General features: G+C 39.5%; 13 protein-coding genes. 4 read left to right on the forward strand and 9 right to left on the reverse strand.

Features of this window, described 5'->3' with window-relative positions:
* Positions 1-24: 24 nt before the first annotated feature.
* Positions 25-756 carry an RDD family protein gene (locus ACK8HY_RS13460; RefSeq protein WP_416133887.1) on the forward strand — a complete coding sequence of 244 codons (732 nt, stop codon included), beginning with the start codon at positions 25-27 and terminating at the stop codon, positions 754-756.
* A 252-nt stretch (positions 757-1,008) separates the two neighbouring features.
* Here the strand turns inward: ACK8HY_RS13460 and fabD are convergent, their stop codons facing one another.
* The 3 genes from fabD to ACK8HY_RS13475 form a co-directional block, all read right to left on the reverse strand.
* On the reverse strand, positions 1,009-1,899 hold the full coding sequence (gene fabD / locus ACK8HY_RS13465) for an ACP S-malonyltransferase (RefSeq protein WP_416133888.1): 891 nt from the start codon (positions 1,897-1,899) through the stop codon (positions 1,009-1,011).
* 97 nt (positions 1,900-1,996) lie between these two features.
* Positions 1,997-3,226, reverse strand: a complete 1,230-nt coding sequence (locus tag ACK8HY_RS13470; RefSeq protein ID WP_416133889.1) for a M16 family metallopeptidase — start codon at positions 3,224-3,226, stop codon at positions 1,997-1,999.
* A gap of 269 nt (positions 3,227-3,495) precedes the next feature.
* Entirely contained in the window at positions 3,496-6,342 is a 2,847-nt protein-coding gene (locus ACK8HY_RS13475; RefSeq protein ID WP_416133890.1) for a TonB-dependent receptor, read from the reverse strand.
* A gap of 226 nt (positions 6,343-6,568) precedes the next feature.
* Here ACK8HY_RS13475 and ACK8HY_RS13480 point away from each other — a divergent pair, with 226 nt between their 5' ends.
* Positions 6,569-7,165: a ribonuclease HII gene (locus ACK8HY_RS13480; protein WP_077437337.1), complete on the forward strand. Its 597-nt coding sequence runs from the start codon at positions 6,569-6,571 to the stop codon at positions 7,163-7,165.
* Between the two features lie 40 nt (positions 7,166-7,205).
* Here the strand turns inward: ACK8HY_RS13480 and ACK8HY_RS13485 are convergent, their stop codons facing one another.
* From ACK8HY_RS13485 to ACK8HY_RS13505, 5 genes are all read right to left on the reverse strand, one after another.
* Complete coding sequence (locus tag ACK8HY_RS13485) at positions 7,206-9,674, reverse strand: YfhO family protein (RefSeq protein ID WP_416133891.1); 2,469 nt, start codon at positions 9,672-9,674, stop codon at positions 7,206-7,208.
* A gap of 246 nt (positions 9,675-9,920) precedes the next feature.
* On the reverse strand, positions 9,921-10,238 hold the full coding sequence (locus tag ACK8HY_RS13490) for a YbjQ family protein (RefSeq protein ID WP_077437339.1): 318 nt from the start codon (positions 10,236-10,238) through the stop codon (positions 9,921-9,923).
* Positions 10,239-10,242: 4 nt separating this feature from the next.
* Positions 10,243-10,929 (reverse strand): potassium channel family protein, encoded by a 687-nt coding sequence (locus ACK8HY_RS13495; protein WP_416133892.1) that lies wholly within the window; start codon positions 10,927-10,929, stop codon positions 10,243-10,245.
* A gap of 110 nt (positions 10,930-11,039) precedes the next feature.
* On the reverse strand, positions 11,040-12,761 hold the full coding sequence (locus ACK8HY_RS13500; protein ID WP_416133893.1) for a TrkH family potassium uptake protein: 1,722 nt from the start codon (positions 12,759-12,761) through the stop codon (positions 11,040-11,042).
* 185 nt (positions 12,762-12,946) lie between these two features.
* Positions 12,947-14,842, reverse strand: coding sequence for a hypothetical protein (locus ACK8HY_RS13505; protein ID WP_416133894.1), 1,896 nt, complete (start codon positions 14,840-14,842; stop codon positions 12,947-12,949).
* Between the two features lie 96 nt (positions 14,843-14,938).
* Here ACK8HY_RS13505 and ACK8HY_RS13510 point away from each other — a divergent pair, with 96 nt between their 5' ends.
* Positions 14,939-15,976, forward strand: a complete 1,038-nt coding sequence (locus ACK8HY_RS13510) for a hypothetical protein (RefSeq protein WP_416133895.1) — start codon at positions 14,939-14,941, stop codon at positions 15,974-15,976.
* Positions 15,936-18,392: a hypothetical protein gene (locus tag ACK8HY_RS13515; protein ID WP_416133896.1), complete on the forward strand. Its 2,457-nt coding sequence runs from the start codon at positions 15,936-15,938 to the stop codon at positions 18,390-18,392. The genes ACK8HY_RS13510 and ACK8HY_RS13515 overlap by 41 nt, the downstream gene beginning before the upstream one ends.
* A 58-nt stretch (positions 18,393-18,450) precedes the next feature.
* Here ACK8HY_RS13515 and rsgA read toward each other — a convergent pair whose 3' ends face one another.
* Positions 18,451-19,371 carry a ribosome small subunit-dependent GTPase A gene (gene rsgA, locus ACK8HY_RS13520; RefSeq protein WP_416133897.1) on the reverse strand — a complete coding sequence of 307 codons (921 nt, stop codon included), beginning with the start codon at positions 19,369-19,371 and terminating at the stop codon, positions 18,451-18,453.
* Between the last annotated feature and the right edge of the window lie 11 nt (positions 19,372-19,382).

Genomic DNA, 19,382 nt, shown 5'->3' on the forward strand with positions numbered 1-19,382 from the left:
TTTTTAACTGGCTAAACCAAATATATGAATAAGCTTGAGATAAACACAGCACAAAATGTAAAAATCCAGTATAATCTTGCTAGCCTAGGTTCGCGGATGATCGCATTTGCAATAGACTATTTTATTATCGTGTGTTACTTCTTCTTCTGTATGTTTCTGTTGGATGCCTTAGATATCACGAGTAGGGATCCCTATCTTTTCTACGGTATTATTATGGGGATGACGTTACCTGCATTTTTTTATACCTTGATTGCCGAAACAGCCTTCGGCGGACAGACCATCGGTAAAAAGATCATGAAAATAAAAGTGGTGAAGCTCGATGGTTCTCGTGCTGACTTTTATCAGTACCTATCAAGATGGACATTATCAATAGTAGATATATGGATGACAATGGGTGGTGTTGCAATTACCGCTATTGTCTTATCCAAAAATGGTCAACGGATTGGAGACATTGCCGGAGAGACATCCGTCATCAGTTTGAAACCTAGTTTGAAACTCAGTGATACAATTTATGAAGAGACCTTTGAAAATCATCCTATTTTATTCCCGCAGGTAATTAAGTTGAGCGACAAAGATGCAAATACCATCAAAGAGGTCTATCAGACGGCTTTTGACAGGAGAGATGTAGGAATACTGACAGCCTTGGTACAACGTCTCGAAGCGGTTATGGAAGTTAAACATCCCGAAAAAATGACACCTAATGATTTCGTTTTACAGGTCATGAAAGATCATTACAGCATGTTTAAGGATAAATAGTCGGTATAGTAGATTATTAAGTTTGGCCTTTACTGGGGTAAACAATGGATACTAGCCGGAAATACAACGGATTTTACACGCTAGCAACCGAACAAGCACCGTACAATCACCGAAGAAGTACCGAACGAGCACCGTTAGAAGGCCAGATTTATCCGCCCTCAATTCGCATTTCGTAAGGAAGACACGGTAAAATTTTAAGTATAAAAAAGGGCCGAATAATCGACCCTTGATATTTTTTAGCTAGGATAACTCTTAAGCTGTTACGGAAGCTGCCGAAGTTTGTACCTGACGATCGACTTTCTTCACCAAACCTTGCAAAACATTGCCCGGCCCAACTTCCACAAATGCAGTAGCACCATCCTCCAGCATATTCTGCACCGTTTGAGTCCAACGGACAGCACCTGTCAACTGCGCAATCAAATTTTGTTTAATAATAGCAGGTTCCGTTTGTGGCTTTGCATCAATATTTTGATAAATAGGACATCTTGGAGATAAAATATCAGTCGCTTCGATGGCAGCTTGTAACTCTACTTTAGCTGATTCCATCAATGGCGAATGGAATGCACCACCAACATTTAATTTTAAAGCTCTTTTCGCTCCAGCTTCGGTCAACAAGGCACAGGCTTTATCTACACCTTCAATCGATCCCGAAATAACCAATTGTCCAGGACAATTGTAATTCGCCGCGACAACCACTTCATCCACTTTAGCGCAAATTTCTTCTACAACAGCATCTTCTAAGCCCAAAATTGCGGCCATTGTTGAAGGTTGCAGTTCACAGGCCTTTTGCATGGCATTCGCACGTTGGGATACCAATTTCAATCCATCTTCGAAACTCAAAGCTCCTGCTGCAACCAATGCTGAAAACTCACCTAAGGAGTGTCCTGCCACCATATCTGGCTGAAATGAGTCTCCCAAAGCTTTGGCTAAAATAACAGAATGCAGAAAAATTGCAGGTTGCGTTACATTAGTTTGTTTCAACTCTTCGTCCGTACCGGAAAACATAATATCCGTGATACGAAAACCTAAAATATCGTTGGCTTTCTCAAACAAAGCTTTTGTTTCTTCATTTAAATTATATAGGTCTTGACCCATCCCAACAAATTGGGCTCCTTGACCAGGAAATACATATGCTGTTTTCATTATTATATTTTTTTCTTTAATGGCGAATGAGAACTCGTAAGACCGTTTTCATAGTTAAGAATTACGTAACCGCAAATATATAGAATTCTATCAAATATTAATCTTCGGGGACAAAACTCAGTGACAGCATCTTCCGAGGGTCAAAAACATCCTGGGCAATGGCTAAAAGACTAGTGTTATCTAAATGCTGTATTTTCTCGATTACCTCATCCAATAATATAACGCGGTCATAATCCATCACATTCTTCGCCGCCGAAATAATCATACTCATCCTATTTTCCTCTGTCAGGGCAATTTGGCCAATAAATTTCTGTTTAGCTTTCTTCAATTTGATTTCGGAAAGTGGCTGTTCACACATCTTGTAAAGCTCTTTAAAAACAAGTTTTTTCGCCTTTTCAACCTTTTCCTCATCGGTCCCCAGATAGATGCTAAATAGTCCAGTATCCGAAAAGATTGTGTAATTGGATTCAATGGTATAGGCAATTCCGTATTTTTCTCGGATGGAGAGGTTCAGGACCGACCCCATTCCCATACCGCCTAGCATATTATTTAAGAGCAATAACCCTGTCTTACGCTCATCACGATAATCGTAAGCCAATGATCCGAGCATAAAGTGCACCTGATTAATGGGTTTGGGAATTTCAATATTTTCGGCGACAAGGGGTTTTACATCATTTCTGAAACGAGAAACAGTATGTTGCACGATTCCTCCAAATGTCTTCTGTAGCAACTTTTCAACCTCCTTTAGACTGTAGTTGCCCGTGATTCCTATGACCATCTCGTGTGTGTCATAGTTGGACCGCATAAAATCCGTAATATCGTTTTTCTGTAACGCCAGGAGCTGATCTTCAAGCCCCAATATATTATGTCCTAAACCCGACCCCTTAAACACAAGATCTTCGAAATCATCGACAATCGATTCTTCCGGACTATCAAGATAAGAGGCCATTTCATCAACAATTACCGATTTTTCCTTATCCATCTCCACTTCAGGAAAAGTAGAATGGAAGAAAATATCCTCAAATAGATCCAGCGCTCGATTGAGATACGGTCGCAGTACAGACGCATGGACACAGGTATATTCTTTTGTTGTATAAGCATTCAGGTCTCCGCCAACAGACTCCAGATGATCGATAATCTGTTTCGTTGAACGCGTCTCAGTTCGTTTAAATAAAAGATGTTCAATAAAATGAGCAACGCCGAACTTGCCCTCCGATTCGTCGCGGGAGCCTGCATTGATTACCATGCACACATGCGTCACTGGCAAATTTTGATATTGGAATACCGCACGGATTCCATTTGAAAGTCTGATGATTTCGTACTCCATTCAGTTTTTGAAATTTCTCTCATTGATCGCTCATCCTCATTTATTTCCCACCCCCCAGACCGACCAATCTTTTCCTGTTTATGTTAATTAGCAAAAAGATCCTATATGGGCTACAATTCGCGCATTATTGCCACAATAGTTTCCTAGTATAGTTATACTATTGGTCAAACTGACCCCTTGTTACAATTTCAGCAAAACTAGGGATTTTTAAACGCAAAACGGTCATAGCGAAATCACTATAACCGTTTTTTAGTTAGCTTTTATTCTACTTACATCCGGGGTCTTCTCATCCCACCATGAAAATCATCCCCTCCTTGCGGATTGCCCATCGCAAATTTTTGGAATTTATAGGTAAACAAGACCATAAAATAACGTCCCAAACGGTTGGTGCGGCTATCCGTCGTTAAGAAGCCATCTACAGTACGAGACAGATTCGTTTGTTGGTTTAATAAATCAAATGCTTGCAAGCGCAATGTACCGCGCTGATCTTTTAAAAATCTTTGTTCCACATAGGTATTGATAATGAACGGGTTGGAAGACAATCCTTGACCATAACCTTGATTGAAAGATTTAGAAAGATCGGCCCCAAAAATCGTATTCTTCAAAATATTGTATGAACCGATCAACGTTGGTGTCCATGTCTGAATATCGCTATTCCGCTGTAATAAACTATTTTGCGTGTGCGTAAATTGGTAACGAACACCCGGATTAATTTCCAAATTCTCGGATGGGTTGTAACGAAACATTAGTCCTTGGGTCAGGACAAAATTACGGGCAACATTTTTCTGTCCGATATTATCATTCTCATCGATAGAAGAATAGCCAATGGTTTTATTCACCGAAATTCCTCCCATCAACATGACATTAAACGTTTTTTCCTTCCACGATTTACCATAATGGTAAAATGAGTTGATCGCATACGGACGATCTTCGGTCTCATTCAGATAACGTGTCTCTGAGATTAATGCCGAGTCAATTTTTCCAGTGGTTGGATCCTTCTGGATAGGACCATAGTATGATTTGTTTAAACTAACAATTTTATTATCCGCCATTGAGCCATTGAGGAATACAAAGAAATTATTCCCCTTTTGAAAATCGTTTTTACGGAATCTTAAATTCAATTGATGATTAAATTCTGGGTTTAGATTCGCGTTTCCATAAACGATATTGGTCGAACTTGTACTCAGATTATAAGGCAATATTTGCGATACACTGGGTTCTGTAGGTGATCCAGAATAGTTCACTGTTAGATTCGATTGACGAGAGAATTTATATTCAAAACGCGCAATTGGCATCCAGTTCATATTATTACGGGAAATCGGAATAATCTCTCCCGAGTTAATCGCTGATCCATTTAAATGAGAGGGCTGCCCAGCCACACCGACTGAGTAGGTCAGCTTATCATTGCTAAATAAATAGTTGGCTCCAATCTTATGGGTTACAAAAGCATAATCATAGCTGTAGTCCAGATTTAACTTTGCGTTTTCAAATGCATTTTCAATAATATTGTTATCTCTATCATATCCCTTTTGAGTAATATTGTTATCGTATTTATTTTTGTTAAAATCATAAGTTACCTCTAGTTTTCCATTTTTGGATAGCGGTTCAGTATAATTTACCGAAGCTCCTGCATTCCAGCTCTTATTTATCGCATCCTGAACCGTACGTTGGTAAATGTTACTCATGGGTTGGTTGATATTGGACGGATCAGAAATGTACCTATCGAGTATCTGATTTACGTCTTTATCTGTTTTGGCATTATTGTAATTGAAATTGAAAAATAAATTGCGTCCATTATCGTTCAATTTACGGTTATATAAACCACTGATCCCAAACCTTGGCGCGGTGGAGTTTGTTCCAGTTGTTAGTTCTTGCTTATTATCCAAAACATTACTTAAATAAGTAATGGAATTGGTTATCGCATTATTATCTCCCTCATCATAACCAAATTGCGGCACAATCTTAATATAGTCTTTCGCAGTCGGTTTCCACTCCACGTTAGCCTCAAAACGATGGTTCCCCCCAATCGTATTGGAATTTGCATCCGCGCTGTCGGCTTGCGATCGGCCCGGTGTTGCATTCACGATATATCTTTGTGAAAGCGTCGTGTTATTGCTATGGCTATAACTATAACTTCCGTACGCGGTCAGCTTATCTGAAAAATCTTTACGAAAATTCAGTCCAATAGAGCCTATTTTTGTAAGACCATCAGAGCCACCAAACATACCACCACGACGTCCTCCACCGCCTTGACCTCGACGAGCTCCACCGCCTGTTGTGTTGAAATCAAACAGGGGTGCATTGGTATTGTTTAAATTTCCGAGCACAGAAATCTGCTCCCCTTCACGCATCCCCATCCACATTCCTGTTGCCTGATAACGGTCTTCAGTACCATAACCGGCACGAAGCGTTGTCATATGCCCCTGATTATATTTGGGGTCAATCTGAATATTCAGAACCTTTTCGGAATCTCCGTTCTTATTCCCCGTTACATTAGCCATATCACCATAATCGTCAATGATTTGCATCTTTTGGATAATATTAGCCGGGAGATTTTGCGTGGCTGTTTTTACATCGCCACCAAAAAAATCTTTTCCATTGATACGTACCCGTTTTACGGATTCCCCTTGTGCGGTAACATTCCCATCTTTATCAACTTCCACGCCCTGCAATTTTTTTAATGCATCTTCCGCAACGGATCCTTCGCGCAACTTCAGATCCTTCATCGTGTACTCCAGCGTATCACTTTTCACGACCACTGTCGGCACGCCATCCACAACGACCTCTTCAAGCATCTGAGAATTCTGCTGTAAAGTCAGGCTCGGAATAATGTATTTTGTCTCCCCCTTTGGAAAGCCAAACTCCTTTTCAAAACGTTCAAATCCCAAATTAGAAACAGTAATCTTAAACGTATCCGCCTTGATCTTATCGAATATAAAAACCCCAGCCATATTTGAACCCGCAACCATGGAATCCAGTTTTGAAGTCAACTTAACAGTCGCTCCTGCAATAACGCGGTTTTTATCATCTTTTAACATTCCTTGTACGCTTCTCGTCTGGCCATATACAGTCCATCCAGTTAACATACTCAACAAAAAAAGCATATAGCCTCTCATAACATCTATTTTTATATTTCTATAATTGACAAATTATTTGACCGAATGATCTCGTTTTCGTTTAACCCATTCCACGCTTTCACCATGTACACACGAGCACATCCTAAATCTTTACAAAAGAAGATATTATTAGTGTTAATTAATGTAAAAGGGCATTATTCACACAGAAGTTACAATGCATAACTCTAATTTTATTTGTACTTTCGTTCATTTACAGAACTAGAAGATGCTACTATCCTATTATCAAAATCGACAGGTCGAAGCTGGATGTGACGAGGCAGGCAGAGGTTGTTTGGCAGGACCAGTCTTTGCCGCAGCGGTAATTTTCCCTGCTGATTACCATCATGAGCTGCTCAACGATTCGAAAAAATTAAGCGAAAAAAAACGGATGGCATTACGCCCAATTATTGAACGAGAAGCACTTGCCTATGCGGTAGCTAGTGTCTCAGCGGAAGAAATTGACCGCATCAACATTCACAATGCCAGTTATCTTGCCATGCACAAAGCGCTGGATATGCTACAAATAAAAGCGGAATATATCATTGTGGACGGGAACAGATTTATTCCTTATCAGGCCATTCCGCATTCCTGCATTATCAAAGGGGACGGAAAATATCTATCTATTGCAGCAGCTTCCATTCTGGCAAAAACCTACCGTGACGAATATATGGACAACCTTGCTTCGGATTACCCGGCTTATGATTGGCTCAATAATAAAGGTTATCCGACTGTAAAGCATCGGACTGCAGTCCTCGAGTATGGTTCAACACCGCACCATAGAAAAAGCTTTAGAATAACTGATCCACAGCTCAAATTATTCTAAAGCTTCAACCTTTAAAATAAACAGCTTGCTATGCAGCTGTTTATTTTTTTGTCTCCCGTAGTGAGAAATACGCTGCTGCTGCTACTCCTAATCCAAGGATAATCGACGATATTAGAGTCAAAAGATTACCCATTTTATGTGATTCTGGATCAAAGATAAATTCGACTTTATGTGTTCCTGATGGCAACTGTAAGGCTCTCAACAAATAATCTGCCCGGATAATTGGAATTTCCTTTCCATCGACATAAGCCTTCCATCCTTTATCATAAAACACTTCAGAGAATACCGCAAATGCGTCATTGGTAGCTGTATATTCATACTGCATTTTATCAGGATGATACGATGTCAGTTTAATTTCCCCTGTTGTAGCCGCGCTCGAAGTTTTTGCTTTGATTTCATTCTGGTATTGTTGATTCACAAAAGCTTCTTTACGTGGATCAAAAGAGCTGATCGCTTGCATTTCCTCCGCATTTCCTTTTACAAAAGTCACCTTGTCTACAAACCAAGCATTTCCAGCTGCAGTGCTCCGTCGCATAATACGTTGCGATTGATTCTGAGGATCTGTTGTGATCAAATAACGTACATTGAACATATCCAGCACATCTTCATTGAGCGCTCCATTGAATTGGTTCTCCAAGATTTCCTGAAAACGCATTAATTTAGCCGCATGGTAGCCTCCTAACGATTTATGGAAATACGAAGGGCGGGCATCAGAAAATGGATCAGTCGTCAAATCAAGGACGCGATAACTCAGATCCTTATCCATCAAGATCAATTGATCAACTTCGCGTTGCTGAAACACCTGCTGTGCAGTCGCGCCTTTCTCCATAAAGGATTTATCATTCAAAAAGCGTTTATCTACGCTCCACAAATCGAATAAGAACAAGATAAGCAGGGTACCCAATAAAACACCTTCATTAAGCTTTTTCTTAAGGTAAAACCAAACAAGTCCGAATGTAAGCAAAATAATCACAAAGGAGCGGTAAGCATCTTTACTTGCGATATCCTTACGATCCAAAACCAATTGGTTGGCCAGCTCTGTAGCAAAAGACTTATCGCCAATCTGTTGGGTGAATGACTCTATTAAATTATTATGACCAGCATTTCTGAAGTTTAAGAACAGATCCGGCATTACGCCGATTAATAGACAGACGCCGCCCACACCTGCAAAAGTATAGAGCACTTTCTTCTCTAGATTTGGAATTTCTTTAGCCCGTGTCAACAATTCGTTTACCGTCAGAATAGCCATCATTGGAACCGTGATTGAAACAAGAACCAGGATGGATTCAACAGCCCTAAATTTATTGTACATTGGGAAATAATCAAAGAATAAATCAGAGACCAACGTGAAATTCTTTCCAAAAGACAAAAGCAATGCTAATATTGTAGTCGTTAATATCCACCATTTAAAACGGTTTTTAACAATGACAAGTCCTAATATAAACAAGAAAAAAACACCGGCCCCAAAATACCATGGCCCCGATGTAAAGCGTTTGTCTCCCCAATAGGTTGGCATGCCTTGCGCCATCTGTCCAGCCTGAATTTCAGACGCCCCTCCTTTTTCCATAAAGAATTTCGCCACATGAGACTTTTCGCCCAACTGTCCGCCACTGGCCCCGCCATAAGCATTAGGGATCATGAAGGTCATGGTCTCGCCAATACCTTGGCTCCATTCATAGGCATACTCCTTATCAAGCCCTTTTTCCTTTGTACTATTATTATCAACTTTCGTAATATTAGCATGCCCTCGGGTACTCAACTTACTGTACTCCCAGGTAGGTAATAAAATAGAGGCGTTTACCATCAAAGCAATGATAACTGCAATCACCTGTCTGCCTGACGCGACAAAAAACTCCTTTAATTGTTTTTGTTTGACTGCATCAACCAAGATAAAAATAACGTATACCATCAACGCCATTAACAAGTAATAGGTCGTTTGTAAGTGGTTGACACGAATTTCCAGGGAAAGGAATAACGCCAGTAGCACTGGCCCCCACAACCTGCTCCCCCGATAACACATGACCACCGCAGCAATAACAGGTGGTATAAAGGCGATCGCATTTGCTCTCGTGATATGTCCTGCCTCTATATAAATAAAGTTATATGAGGTAAATGCGATCGCAACCGCACCCACTGCTGCAAGCCAGGGTTTGATGCGTAATACGCTAAAAAGAAAGTAGGCGCCCAGAAGATAAAACAATACCGTATCCATCGGGCTCGGAAAAACAAATTTGACAGCTTTTAGCACATAGGTACCAATGTTATTTTCGTTCGCCTGCCAGATCTGATAGGTCGGCATTCCTCCAAACATGGAATTCGTCCATAAAGGCGCCTTGCCATCTTTGGCTTTATAATCAAATAATTCCTTTTGTCCAGCTTGCGCCTGTACTACATCCGATTGGGCAAGTGTCTTTCCCTGCCAAACAGGTGTGAAATAAAAAAATACGAGCGCAATAAATACCGCAATAACGATCAAATGTGCTGAATTCGCCTTAAACCAATTTTTCATTTATCCTCTTAGGTTGTTTAAAAGTCTTAAAAGCCAAACTTAGATAAATTTGTTTTTATATACAATTATAATTATACGCAATCTATTTCAAGGTACCACTTCTGGATCACGAGAGGAACGATCATAGAAATTTCAAGATCTAGGATATGCTCCGAATCACAAATACCTCGAATATAACCTTTGGCAAGGTCCCATACATTCTTAGCGAAAATAAAAGCCCTAAATATTTAGGGCTTTCACTTTCCGTTATTTCATTTTTACGGCAGTTCCTGTTGCACCTACCATCATCATCCCCCCGGTTCCAACGGTCTGGAAATCCAATCTCACGCCAACGACCGCATCTGCTCCCAAAGCCTTCGCCCGATCTTCTAACTCACGTAATGCTGCCTCACGAGTCTCCTGAAAGGCACGTTCATAGGAATTGGATCGACCACCAAAAAAATCTCTAAAGCCAGCCATCATATCTTTAATGGCATTCGCCCCCAAAACGACCTCTGAAGAAACAATCCCTAGATAACGATCGATCTGGTGTCCCTCGATAACACTTGTTGTTGTTAATAACATAATTTTATTCTCCTTTTTGAATTAACTTATTGATATCGGATAATTCGCCAAAAACAACTAAAATATCCCCTTCCGCCATTACTGTTTCAGATGTGGCAATACCAGATGCTTCTTTTTGTTCCTTGGTGATTCCGTCTTTTTTCGTTTCTGTAATTTTTACTGTCGTCAGTACAATAATTTTATAAAGATTCGTCAGATTAGCCTCACGCAGCGTCATACCAATATAACGCTGTGGAACCTTTGTTTCGACAATTGAATATCGATCTGAAACCTTAAAGGAGTCAACGATATCAATATTGTCCAATCGCATCGCCAAGCGCTCAGCCGCCTCTTCTTCCGGCATAATATACTCATTGATCTCCATGGCTTCCAGAACCGTTTTCTGCAAATCGGAGACAATACGACCAATTATACGCTTTACTTTTAATTGCTTTAAAAGTGCAACAGTCATAAGAGAAGCCCCCTCATCTTCCCCAATAGCAACAATGACAGCATGCGCATCTTTCAAGGGCAGTGAAGATACAGCCTCCCGATCAGTTGTATCCAAACATACGGTATGCGTGATTTTATCTTTGAGCTGTTCCACTATATTTAAACTTTTATCTGCTCCAATCACTTCATGGCCGAGTTCAGTAAGATGAACACCCAATGAACGCCCAAAATGTCCTAATCCCAAAACAATATACTTCATAACTCAAACTAAGATAAATTTATTGTATTTACAAGTATAATCACAGCGTATACTATTAAATCAACCTCTTTCTCTTCATTCCCCTATTTATGTATGAATAAAGAATACAATTAAAACAGGATCTTTTCCTCCGGGAATATAATATTCTTTCGGGTTGTATTTTTAATAAATGCAACCAACAAAGTTAACATGCCTACACGGCCGACCAGCATGGTTACTACAATGATCAATTTTCCACCCATACTTAAGGAAGGAGTTACACCTAAACTCAACCCACAGGTTGTATATGCAGATAAGGATTCAAAAAGTAAATCCTTCATACTTTTGTCTGGGTCAGTAAAAATAAGGAGGAAAAAACTTAGCCCAACCACAAAGAATGACAATAGGATTATCGCAAAAGCTTTATTAACGGATTCACTCGCAATTCTCCGCTTAAAAATTTCAATGTATTCCTTTCCCTTTGCCAAGGATATGATATTCATAAAAGTAAGCGCCACCGTTGTTACTTTTACACCGCCTCCAGTAGATCCCGGAGATGCCCCCACCCACATCAATACCATAATCAGGAAAATAGTCGGAGCGCCAACAAAACTCAGGTCAATGCTATTATAACCCGCTGAGCGTGCGGCATTGGCCATAAAAAAAGATGTAGCCCATTCACCGTCAATAACTCTTTCCAAAGAAAGTGTATTCTTCCGTTCCAAAAAATAAAAAAACAGCGTTGCTGCAACAATTATAATCGCATTACAGAGCAACACCAATTTGGAATTAAAACTAAAGCTCCACGCTTTATGCTTGTAGCTTTTCTTCGTAATCAAGCGATGATACCAAAGCAGTATAAACTCTTTTATATAAGTATAGAAGTTCAGCACAATACCGAAACCGAGCCCACCAAGAATGAATAATGAAGACAGCGCAAGCTGAAAGGAATAGTTGAATTTATAGGCTTCGTTTGTAATTCCTCCTGATAAAATGGAGAATCCGGCATTACAAAATGAAGAAATAGAGTGAAAGATTGAAAAGAAAACCATACTCCCCATATTAGGGAAATTACCTCTCTCCAACGTGCTAAAAATCAATACGGCGCCAAGAAACTCAAACAATAACGTAATGAATATCATGGTCAGCAAGGTTTTGATCACTGAGGCCACCTTATTCTCGCCCAATATTTCACCAAACATCAACTGGTTTTTAAATGAAAATCCACCAGAGAAAAAATAGCCAAAGAATCCGGTAAAGGTCATAATTCCCAATCCCCCAACCTGTATCAATACAATAATAACCGTCTGGCCAAACATACTAAAGTTGGTCGAAATATCGGCCACAGACAAGCCCGTTATACAGACTGCACTAGTCGACATAAACAAGGCATCAACAAAACTGAGCGGGGCTTCCGTTGTTGTCCGTGGCAACATCAACAGGACTGTTCCTATCAGAATAAGGACCAGAAAACTAATGACGAAAAGTATAGTTGGATTAAAATAAAAATTATCGAAAAAGAGGGTACTTTTGGATAGCTCAGCAATAAAAATAATATAGATACCCAAGTAAATCCATTGTTCGCGGGAAAAAACAGAAAGCGATTCAATTCCCGCAAAACGGGCTATCAAAATAAAAATAAAATAAATGAGAATAAGTAGACCTGAATAATGCTCAACGGCAATTTTTCTTAATGCATAGATGGAAGACGACTCCCGTAATGCAATCATAAAAAAAAGTGTAAAAAACAAGTAATGGATTGTCTTGCCAAGTAGCACACCCAAGTCCGGATCTGTTACATAACCCACATTAAATATGACGATCGCAGCACAAACCATGCTGGTGTAAAACATGATCTTATCTACTAGACCGTTTTTATATTTGAAAACAAATCGAACAAAACTTAATATAGAATCTATCATTATAAACCGCAAACTAAGATAAATTTGCCTTTATTCAAAACCTATCTACATCTTCTCCCCAATAGGCAGGTTATTTTCACGTGAAACGGACTCTACAGGTTTATATCGTCACCTCCTTACTCTCCAGGATGCTCTTTCTCCAATTCCTTTTCAGCTTTCTCCCGGTCCCTTTTTCGTTTTTCCTCTATTTTAGCAGCTGCTTTTGCCTCTTCTTCTTTCTCTTCTTTTAATAACTCTTCAGCCGTTTTATGTTTTTTAAATATTCCGGAAAATAATTTCTTCGCTTTCTCCACGCCACTTACAACCTTCTCCACGCGATCCGCGGTATTCATCAATTTAGCTTCACGCTCTGGCCCTAAACCAACACATTGTTTAATGCCCATCAGCAAACTTTGCCACATAGCCTTGAAAAATGGATGATAGGGATCCCGATGTTTGTTGATATGCCCGACAGTGTATTTGCCATACAGATCTGGGTTGCCGGGATTGAACAAAACCTGATTGACCATAAATGAAAGGAAGCCCTTCTTTTCTCTTCGTCCATCGTCACCGGTTTCAGAAAGTATATTAACTTTTAGGTCGTTATAATCCATCTTAAAGGTTCCTTTACTCCGGTAATCATTAGCCCAAATATCAAATACAATCTGTCTCAAATTGCCAGATTTAACCTCAACATTCAGCAAAGGCCGGATCATTTTATTGACCACTGTTAAATCCATCTGCCCTAGACTCCCTTTGTAGGTATAAGCCCCAACCTTGGAGGTCATATCAAAAACAAAATTTGCCAACAGCTTTCCTGAATTCATAAAATTAGTACTTAGATTAGCACGCATCAATTTTTGTTTGCTCAACTTTGTCGAATCGTTCGTTACATTTAATATCGTACCATAGGTATGGTCAAAAGTAATCGTTCCTATTTGGCTATATTTATCGCTCATCTCCGAATAAGAAATGCCGACATTATCCAAAATAAGTGAATCAATTCCCAACCTGGTCGACATCTGCATCAATTTCATGTGTGGTGCATTTCCAATCTGCCGGGTAGCAGGACTCTTATAATGCTTATCACTATAAATAGAAAGATGCCCATTTTTTAAGAATGCTTTTTGTGCATAAACTTTTTTATCTCTAGAAAGCTGTCCGAAATTAAACTCCGTCAACTGCAATGTGTCCATTTTAAAAACGACATAACTCCCGCCTTCTCCCTTCTTCTTATAATAGGTGGCTTTGTTCAAAGTCGGCTGATAGGCTACTTTAGTCAACAGGACATTTCTTTCTTTGCTATTGATCTTGAGCTTATCAAAGTTGATTTTATAAAATCCGTCTGGAGTTTTATAGGTAAAGCCTGGTACTTCGATGTCGATCATTTTGGTATGATAAAAGCGCTCTTTATCCTGTCCTGATGTCGAATCAATAAGAACATCATCAATCCGCACTTTAACTTTTTTTATTTCAAAATCCTGATGTACCCCCTTTTGTACCTGCGTATATTTAAAATCAATATCATTCAGATTGATGGCTTCAACATGAATCTTCTTTAAGTTATCTTTTATCTTTTCGTATAATGGTTTTTTAGGGCCTTGGCTCACCGTATCGTTATAACTATGCACCTCGTTTATAACATGTATTGTAGGTGTATCTACAGTAACATCGTGCAGGAAAAGCTCCTTATCCATCAGTACCTTACGGATACCAAAACTTTTAATCTTAAGCTTGTTGATGATGATAGCATAACGGTTGTCCGGAGCTTTTTTCATAAGCTTCAATTTCTTATACACTGTACTATCTGGAATTAAATGAAGGTTATCAATAGTTAGATTGCCCAGCGCCAGATTAACATGTATATCGTCATAGTGGACCTTGTAAAGACCGTCCGTAGCTTGCAAAACCAATTGTTTTATTTTAGCATCCAACATCGGCTTCCATTTATTGCTAAAATACATAATACCCCCAGTCAAGGCTAGAAGGATAAACACAACGATTCCAATGATCCACTTAAAAATAGGCTTCATAAAGTCACAATCTCTTTGTAATTTAGTCTTTATTTATTGAATAGCAAACAAGATCAATTCCCCTTTTGTTTTCAAATACGATTAAATAAAGCAAATATGCAGCTCCGAACTCGACTTCTCTTATTTCTTGTACCGTTTTGGCTACTTATATTCAATTCTTGTTCAAATTCAAAACCCGAAACAGCTTTCTATTTTTGGAAAACGGTTTTTCAACTTGACACGATAGAACAACGGGCGCTAAAAGAAGTCGCTGCACAGTCTATCTATATACGGATTATGGATATAGATTTTGACCCTTCGGGTGTTCAGGCTGTTCCCATTAGTCCAGTCACCTTTTCCCAGCAAGTCCCTAAAGAACAATCGATAATACCGGTTGTATTTATCAATCAACGCATTTTTGCGGAAATGGACAGCCTACAGATAAGAGCCTTAGCCAGTAAGATTGTTCCATTTGTCACCGCGAAAGTGAAGCAGGCTGGTAAAGAAAAATTCAACGAGTTACAACTGGATTGTGACTGGACACAGAGCTCACGGGACAAATTCTTTTATTTGCTCAATTACATACAGGAATTACCAGATTTAAAGAATGTTGTTGTCAGCTCAACATTAAGGCTACATCAAGTGAAGAATACCCTAACAAGTGGAATCCCTCCAGTAAAGAAAGTGACCTTAATGTGCTACAACATGGGCAACCTACGCCAGTTTGGGAACCAAAATTCAATTCTAAATCAACAGGATCTAAACACTTATTTAAATGGGACACTACGTAATTATCCAATGGAAATGGACATTGCACTTCCCCTATTTCAATGGTTTGTGGTTTTTAGAAACAATAGTTATATCGGCATTTCAAAATATATTAGCGAGCAGGACATCAATAATAAGGCTTTATTTACCCCTAATCCGAACAGTAGCTTATATATTTTAAAGGTTGACCTCCCTAAGGCAAACCTCAAAAGAGGAGATATCGTACGGTTTGAGAAGGTAACAAAAAACGATCTCTTACAAACGGCAAAATTTTTGAGAGGGGAATTGAAAGGAAAAAAACATCAGATTATTTTTTATCATTTAGACCAAGCTACTTTAGCAAATCATGGCAATGCCGAGTTACAGGAAATTATTAGTGCTTTCTAGCAGCACACTTGCATTTTTCTTCGGAGAAATAGCGACAAATATCGCTTGTGGTCCCGAAGTGGATCCCTATGACAACCAAACGACCTATTATCTTCCAAATCTTGAAGATAACGGGTTTTCAGCATTTCAATACATCCCCTACCAGTTTCTTTATACGGAAGAAGCTCCAGTCCAAGAAAGTCTCGTTAATAGCGAAGCATGGGCAAAACACTTAGGTTCTGGAGTAAATGCAGAAGATATCGAACAATTCATGTACAGGAGCGACTCAGCAACTACTGAGTTGGTTAGTAATCAAAAAAAATCTGCTTGGAGTAATCTTCCTGACTCCGTCAAAGGAAATACATTTGTACAAACCTTAATTGATGGTAAACACGAACCCGAGCGAGCGTACTTTGTTTTCACAAAAAAACAAGAGCCCGTTACAAATGTTCAGCACAATTACTGGGATCCGGACACGCGGAATTTTAAAGAGATTGTGCACTTTGCAGAACTCGCCGAGACGCAGATCAACAAACATAAAAAAAACAGCTTCCTTTTTGTGCGTTACGCTTATCAGGCCGCCCGCTTATATCTATTTGGTCAGGAGTATGCTAAAAGTATCGCAGTCTACGAAAAATATTTACAGCCCATTAAAGGGAGTGATGCAATTCTAAATTGGGCACTTTCCAACTATGCTGGCGCCGTCCGTAAGAATGGCGATGGCCCCAAAGCAGCATACCTTTTCTCCAAGTTATTCACCGCAAGTCCCGAGAGACGTGTTCTGGCCTACTCAAATTTCCATTATATCACGGCTTCTGATACCGAAATTTTTCAATATGCAACTAATGCTGCAGACAATTTCAACATTAACGCCATCATTGGATTCGGCACAGGAGACCGCACCATGAAATATCTAAACGCCTGTTACAAGCTTGATCCAGCCAATACTGTTAATGCTGTTTTGCTAGGAAGAGAAGTGAACAAAATAGAAGGCGACATGAATGAGTCTTTTTATATTGGTTACGGCGAAAATTATAATTATTATTCCCGTAACGAGGATAAAAACACAGTTAAACAACATTTGGATTCCCTTCGCGATTTTGCTTTAAACCTTTATCAGGACAAAAAATACGTCCAACCGCAGCTCGGCTTGATTACCGCCGCCTATTTAAGTTGGATGAATAAAGAAAATGATCTGGCAAAAAAATACATTGCCCTGGTCAAGGAAAGTGACCTGAACCCTAAGCTGGCAGATCAATATCAGATTACCGTGTTACTTACGCAGTTAACCGATTGGCAAACCAGCAAACAGATCGATCAACCAAAACTGGTCAAGACATTAGCGTGGCTGGAGGAAAAGGCCCAACAGGACGGTAAAAACTCAAGCAACAAAAGGGAATGGAGCTATAGTGCTTTTGAGTACAGCAATTACAGTTTAATTGCTAGAAATATCCTCCAGAATCTTGTCGTCAAACACTACCTCAACACCCAGGATACAGCTATGGCAAGTTTAGCCGCTGTAAAAGCAGATATTTTCTATAATTATGGTGTCGCGAAAGATTCGCTTGAAGACAATATGCAATGGTCCACCATGCATTTTTGGGAAAATAGTCTCACACCTAAAACATTGTTAAAAATAAGAGCTTTACTATCCGACAACAATCAGCAAAACACATTATCCCGTTTTTTACTGGAAGATATCAAGCATTTCAACAGAGATTATCTGACAGAGCTATTGGGTACTGCATACTTGCGGGAGCTGGATTTCCAAAAAGCGGCGATAACACTGCAAGCACTACCTAAAAACCATAAAACAAAAGAAATAAAGAATTGGTACAGTGAAGATGAAAATGATGTTATCCCTAATCCATTCATCGTTACCGTCAATGACTATCCTAAAAAATACGGAAAAGAGAATACGACCAAACTAAAATATGCCGAACGCATGGCCCGTTTGGAAAACGGCATAAAAAACGAGAAAAATAATCAGAAAAAGGCGGATTATTACTTTCAGATGGCTACAGGAATTTATCAGACCAGTACCTATGGGAACGCATGGTCATTGGTTTCCTACGACTGGGCCTCTTCGGACAGTCACGCAGCTACAACTGTCCATTGGAAACGGAACTATTTGCAGACAAAATCAGCAAAAGAATGGTATAGCAAGGCCCGTTCATTGAGCTCAGATAAAGAATTTAAAGCCAAATGTACATTCATGCTCGCAAAATGTGAACAGAAGGATTTTGTTTATACAGATGAAACACGTTGGCAATATTATGATTCTCCTTTGAAAAATCCATTCTACCGTTTTTCATTACAGAATAAGTACTTTAAGGAACTAAACACTCAATATAAGGATACACCGTTTTTCAATATAGCTTCAAAAGAATGCACCTATTTAAAGGACTACATAAATCTAACTCAAGCCATTAAATAAAAGTCGTTATTAGCGCTTAAATACAGGAAGGCTTCCGTTCGTGGAAGCCTTCCTGTATTTAAGCTCTGCTATCTTCATTATGATACATACTGAGATAACTATCATAACGGGAGGATTCAATCGCTCCCTCCTCAACGGCTTCCATAATCACGCAGCCAGGCTCATTGATATGCCGGCAGTTATTAAACCGGCATTGGTTCATCAACGCACGCATCTCAGGAAAAAAATGGGACAGTTCTTGCTTTTCGATATCCACAATCCCCAACTCACGAATACCTGGTGTATCAATCAGTTTACCACCGAAAGGTAAATCAAACATCTCCGCAAATGTTGTGGTGTGCTTACCTTTATCTGACCAATCCGAAATTTCCCCTGTCTTCAACCCATATTCAGGCACAATAGCATTAATCAAAGTGGATTTACCGACTCCCGAATGACCTGACACTAATGTAATTTTATCCTGAAGAAGCTCCTTCACAACATCAATATTCTTTCCTGTCAAGGCTGACACTTCATAGCATGGATAGCCTATCCGCTCATAAATGGTTTTATAGTCCGCCAATATTTCCAAACCTTCGTCACTGAAAAGATCGAGTTTATTAAAAATAAGTACCGCTGGTATTCCATAAGCTTCTGTCGTTACCAAAAAGCGGTCTATAAAGCCCAAAGAAGTTGGCGGAGAAGCCAAAGTAACCACCAAAAAAGCCTGATCTAAGTTTGCTCCTATAATCTGCGTTTGCTTGGACAGGTTCACCGATTTTCGGATAATATAGTTACGGCGGGGCTCAAGCTCCCGAATGACAGCACTTTCGAGATCTGGTTCCAGATCAAAATGCACCCAATCGCCCACAGCTACCGGGTTGGTCGTTTTAATTCCTTTGGTGCGAAATTTTCCTTTAATCCGGCAATCATATCTTTCGCCATCTTCGCCCAAAACCTGATACCAACTACCTGTGGACTTTGTTACCAATCCTCTCATAGAATCTGTTG

Source organism: Sphingobacterium sp. NGMCC 1.201703, assembly GCF_047784615.1.
Classification (GTDB): Bacteria; Bacteroidota; Bacteroidia; order Sphingobacteriales; family Sphingobacteriaceae; genus Sphingobacterium.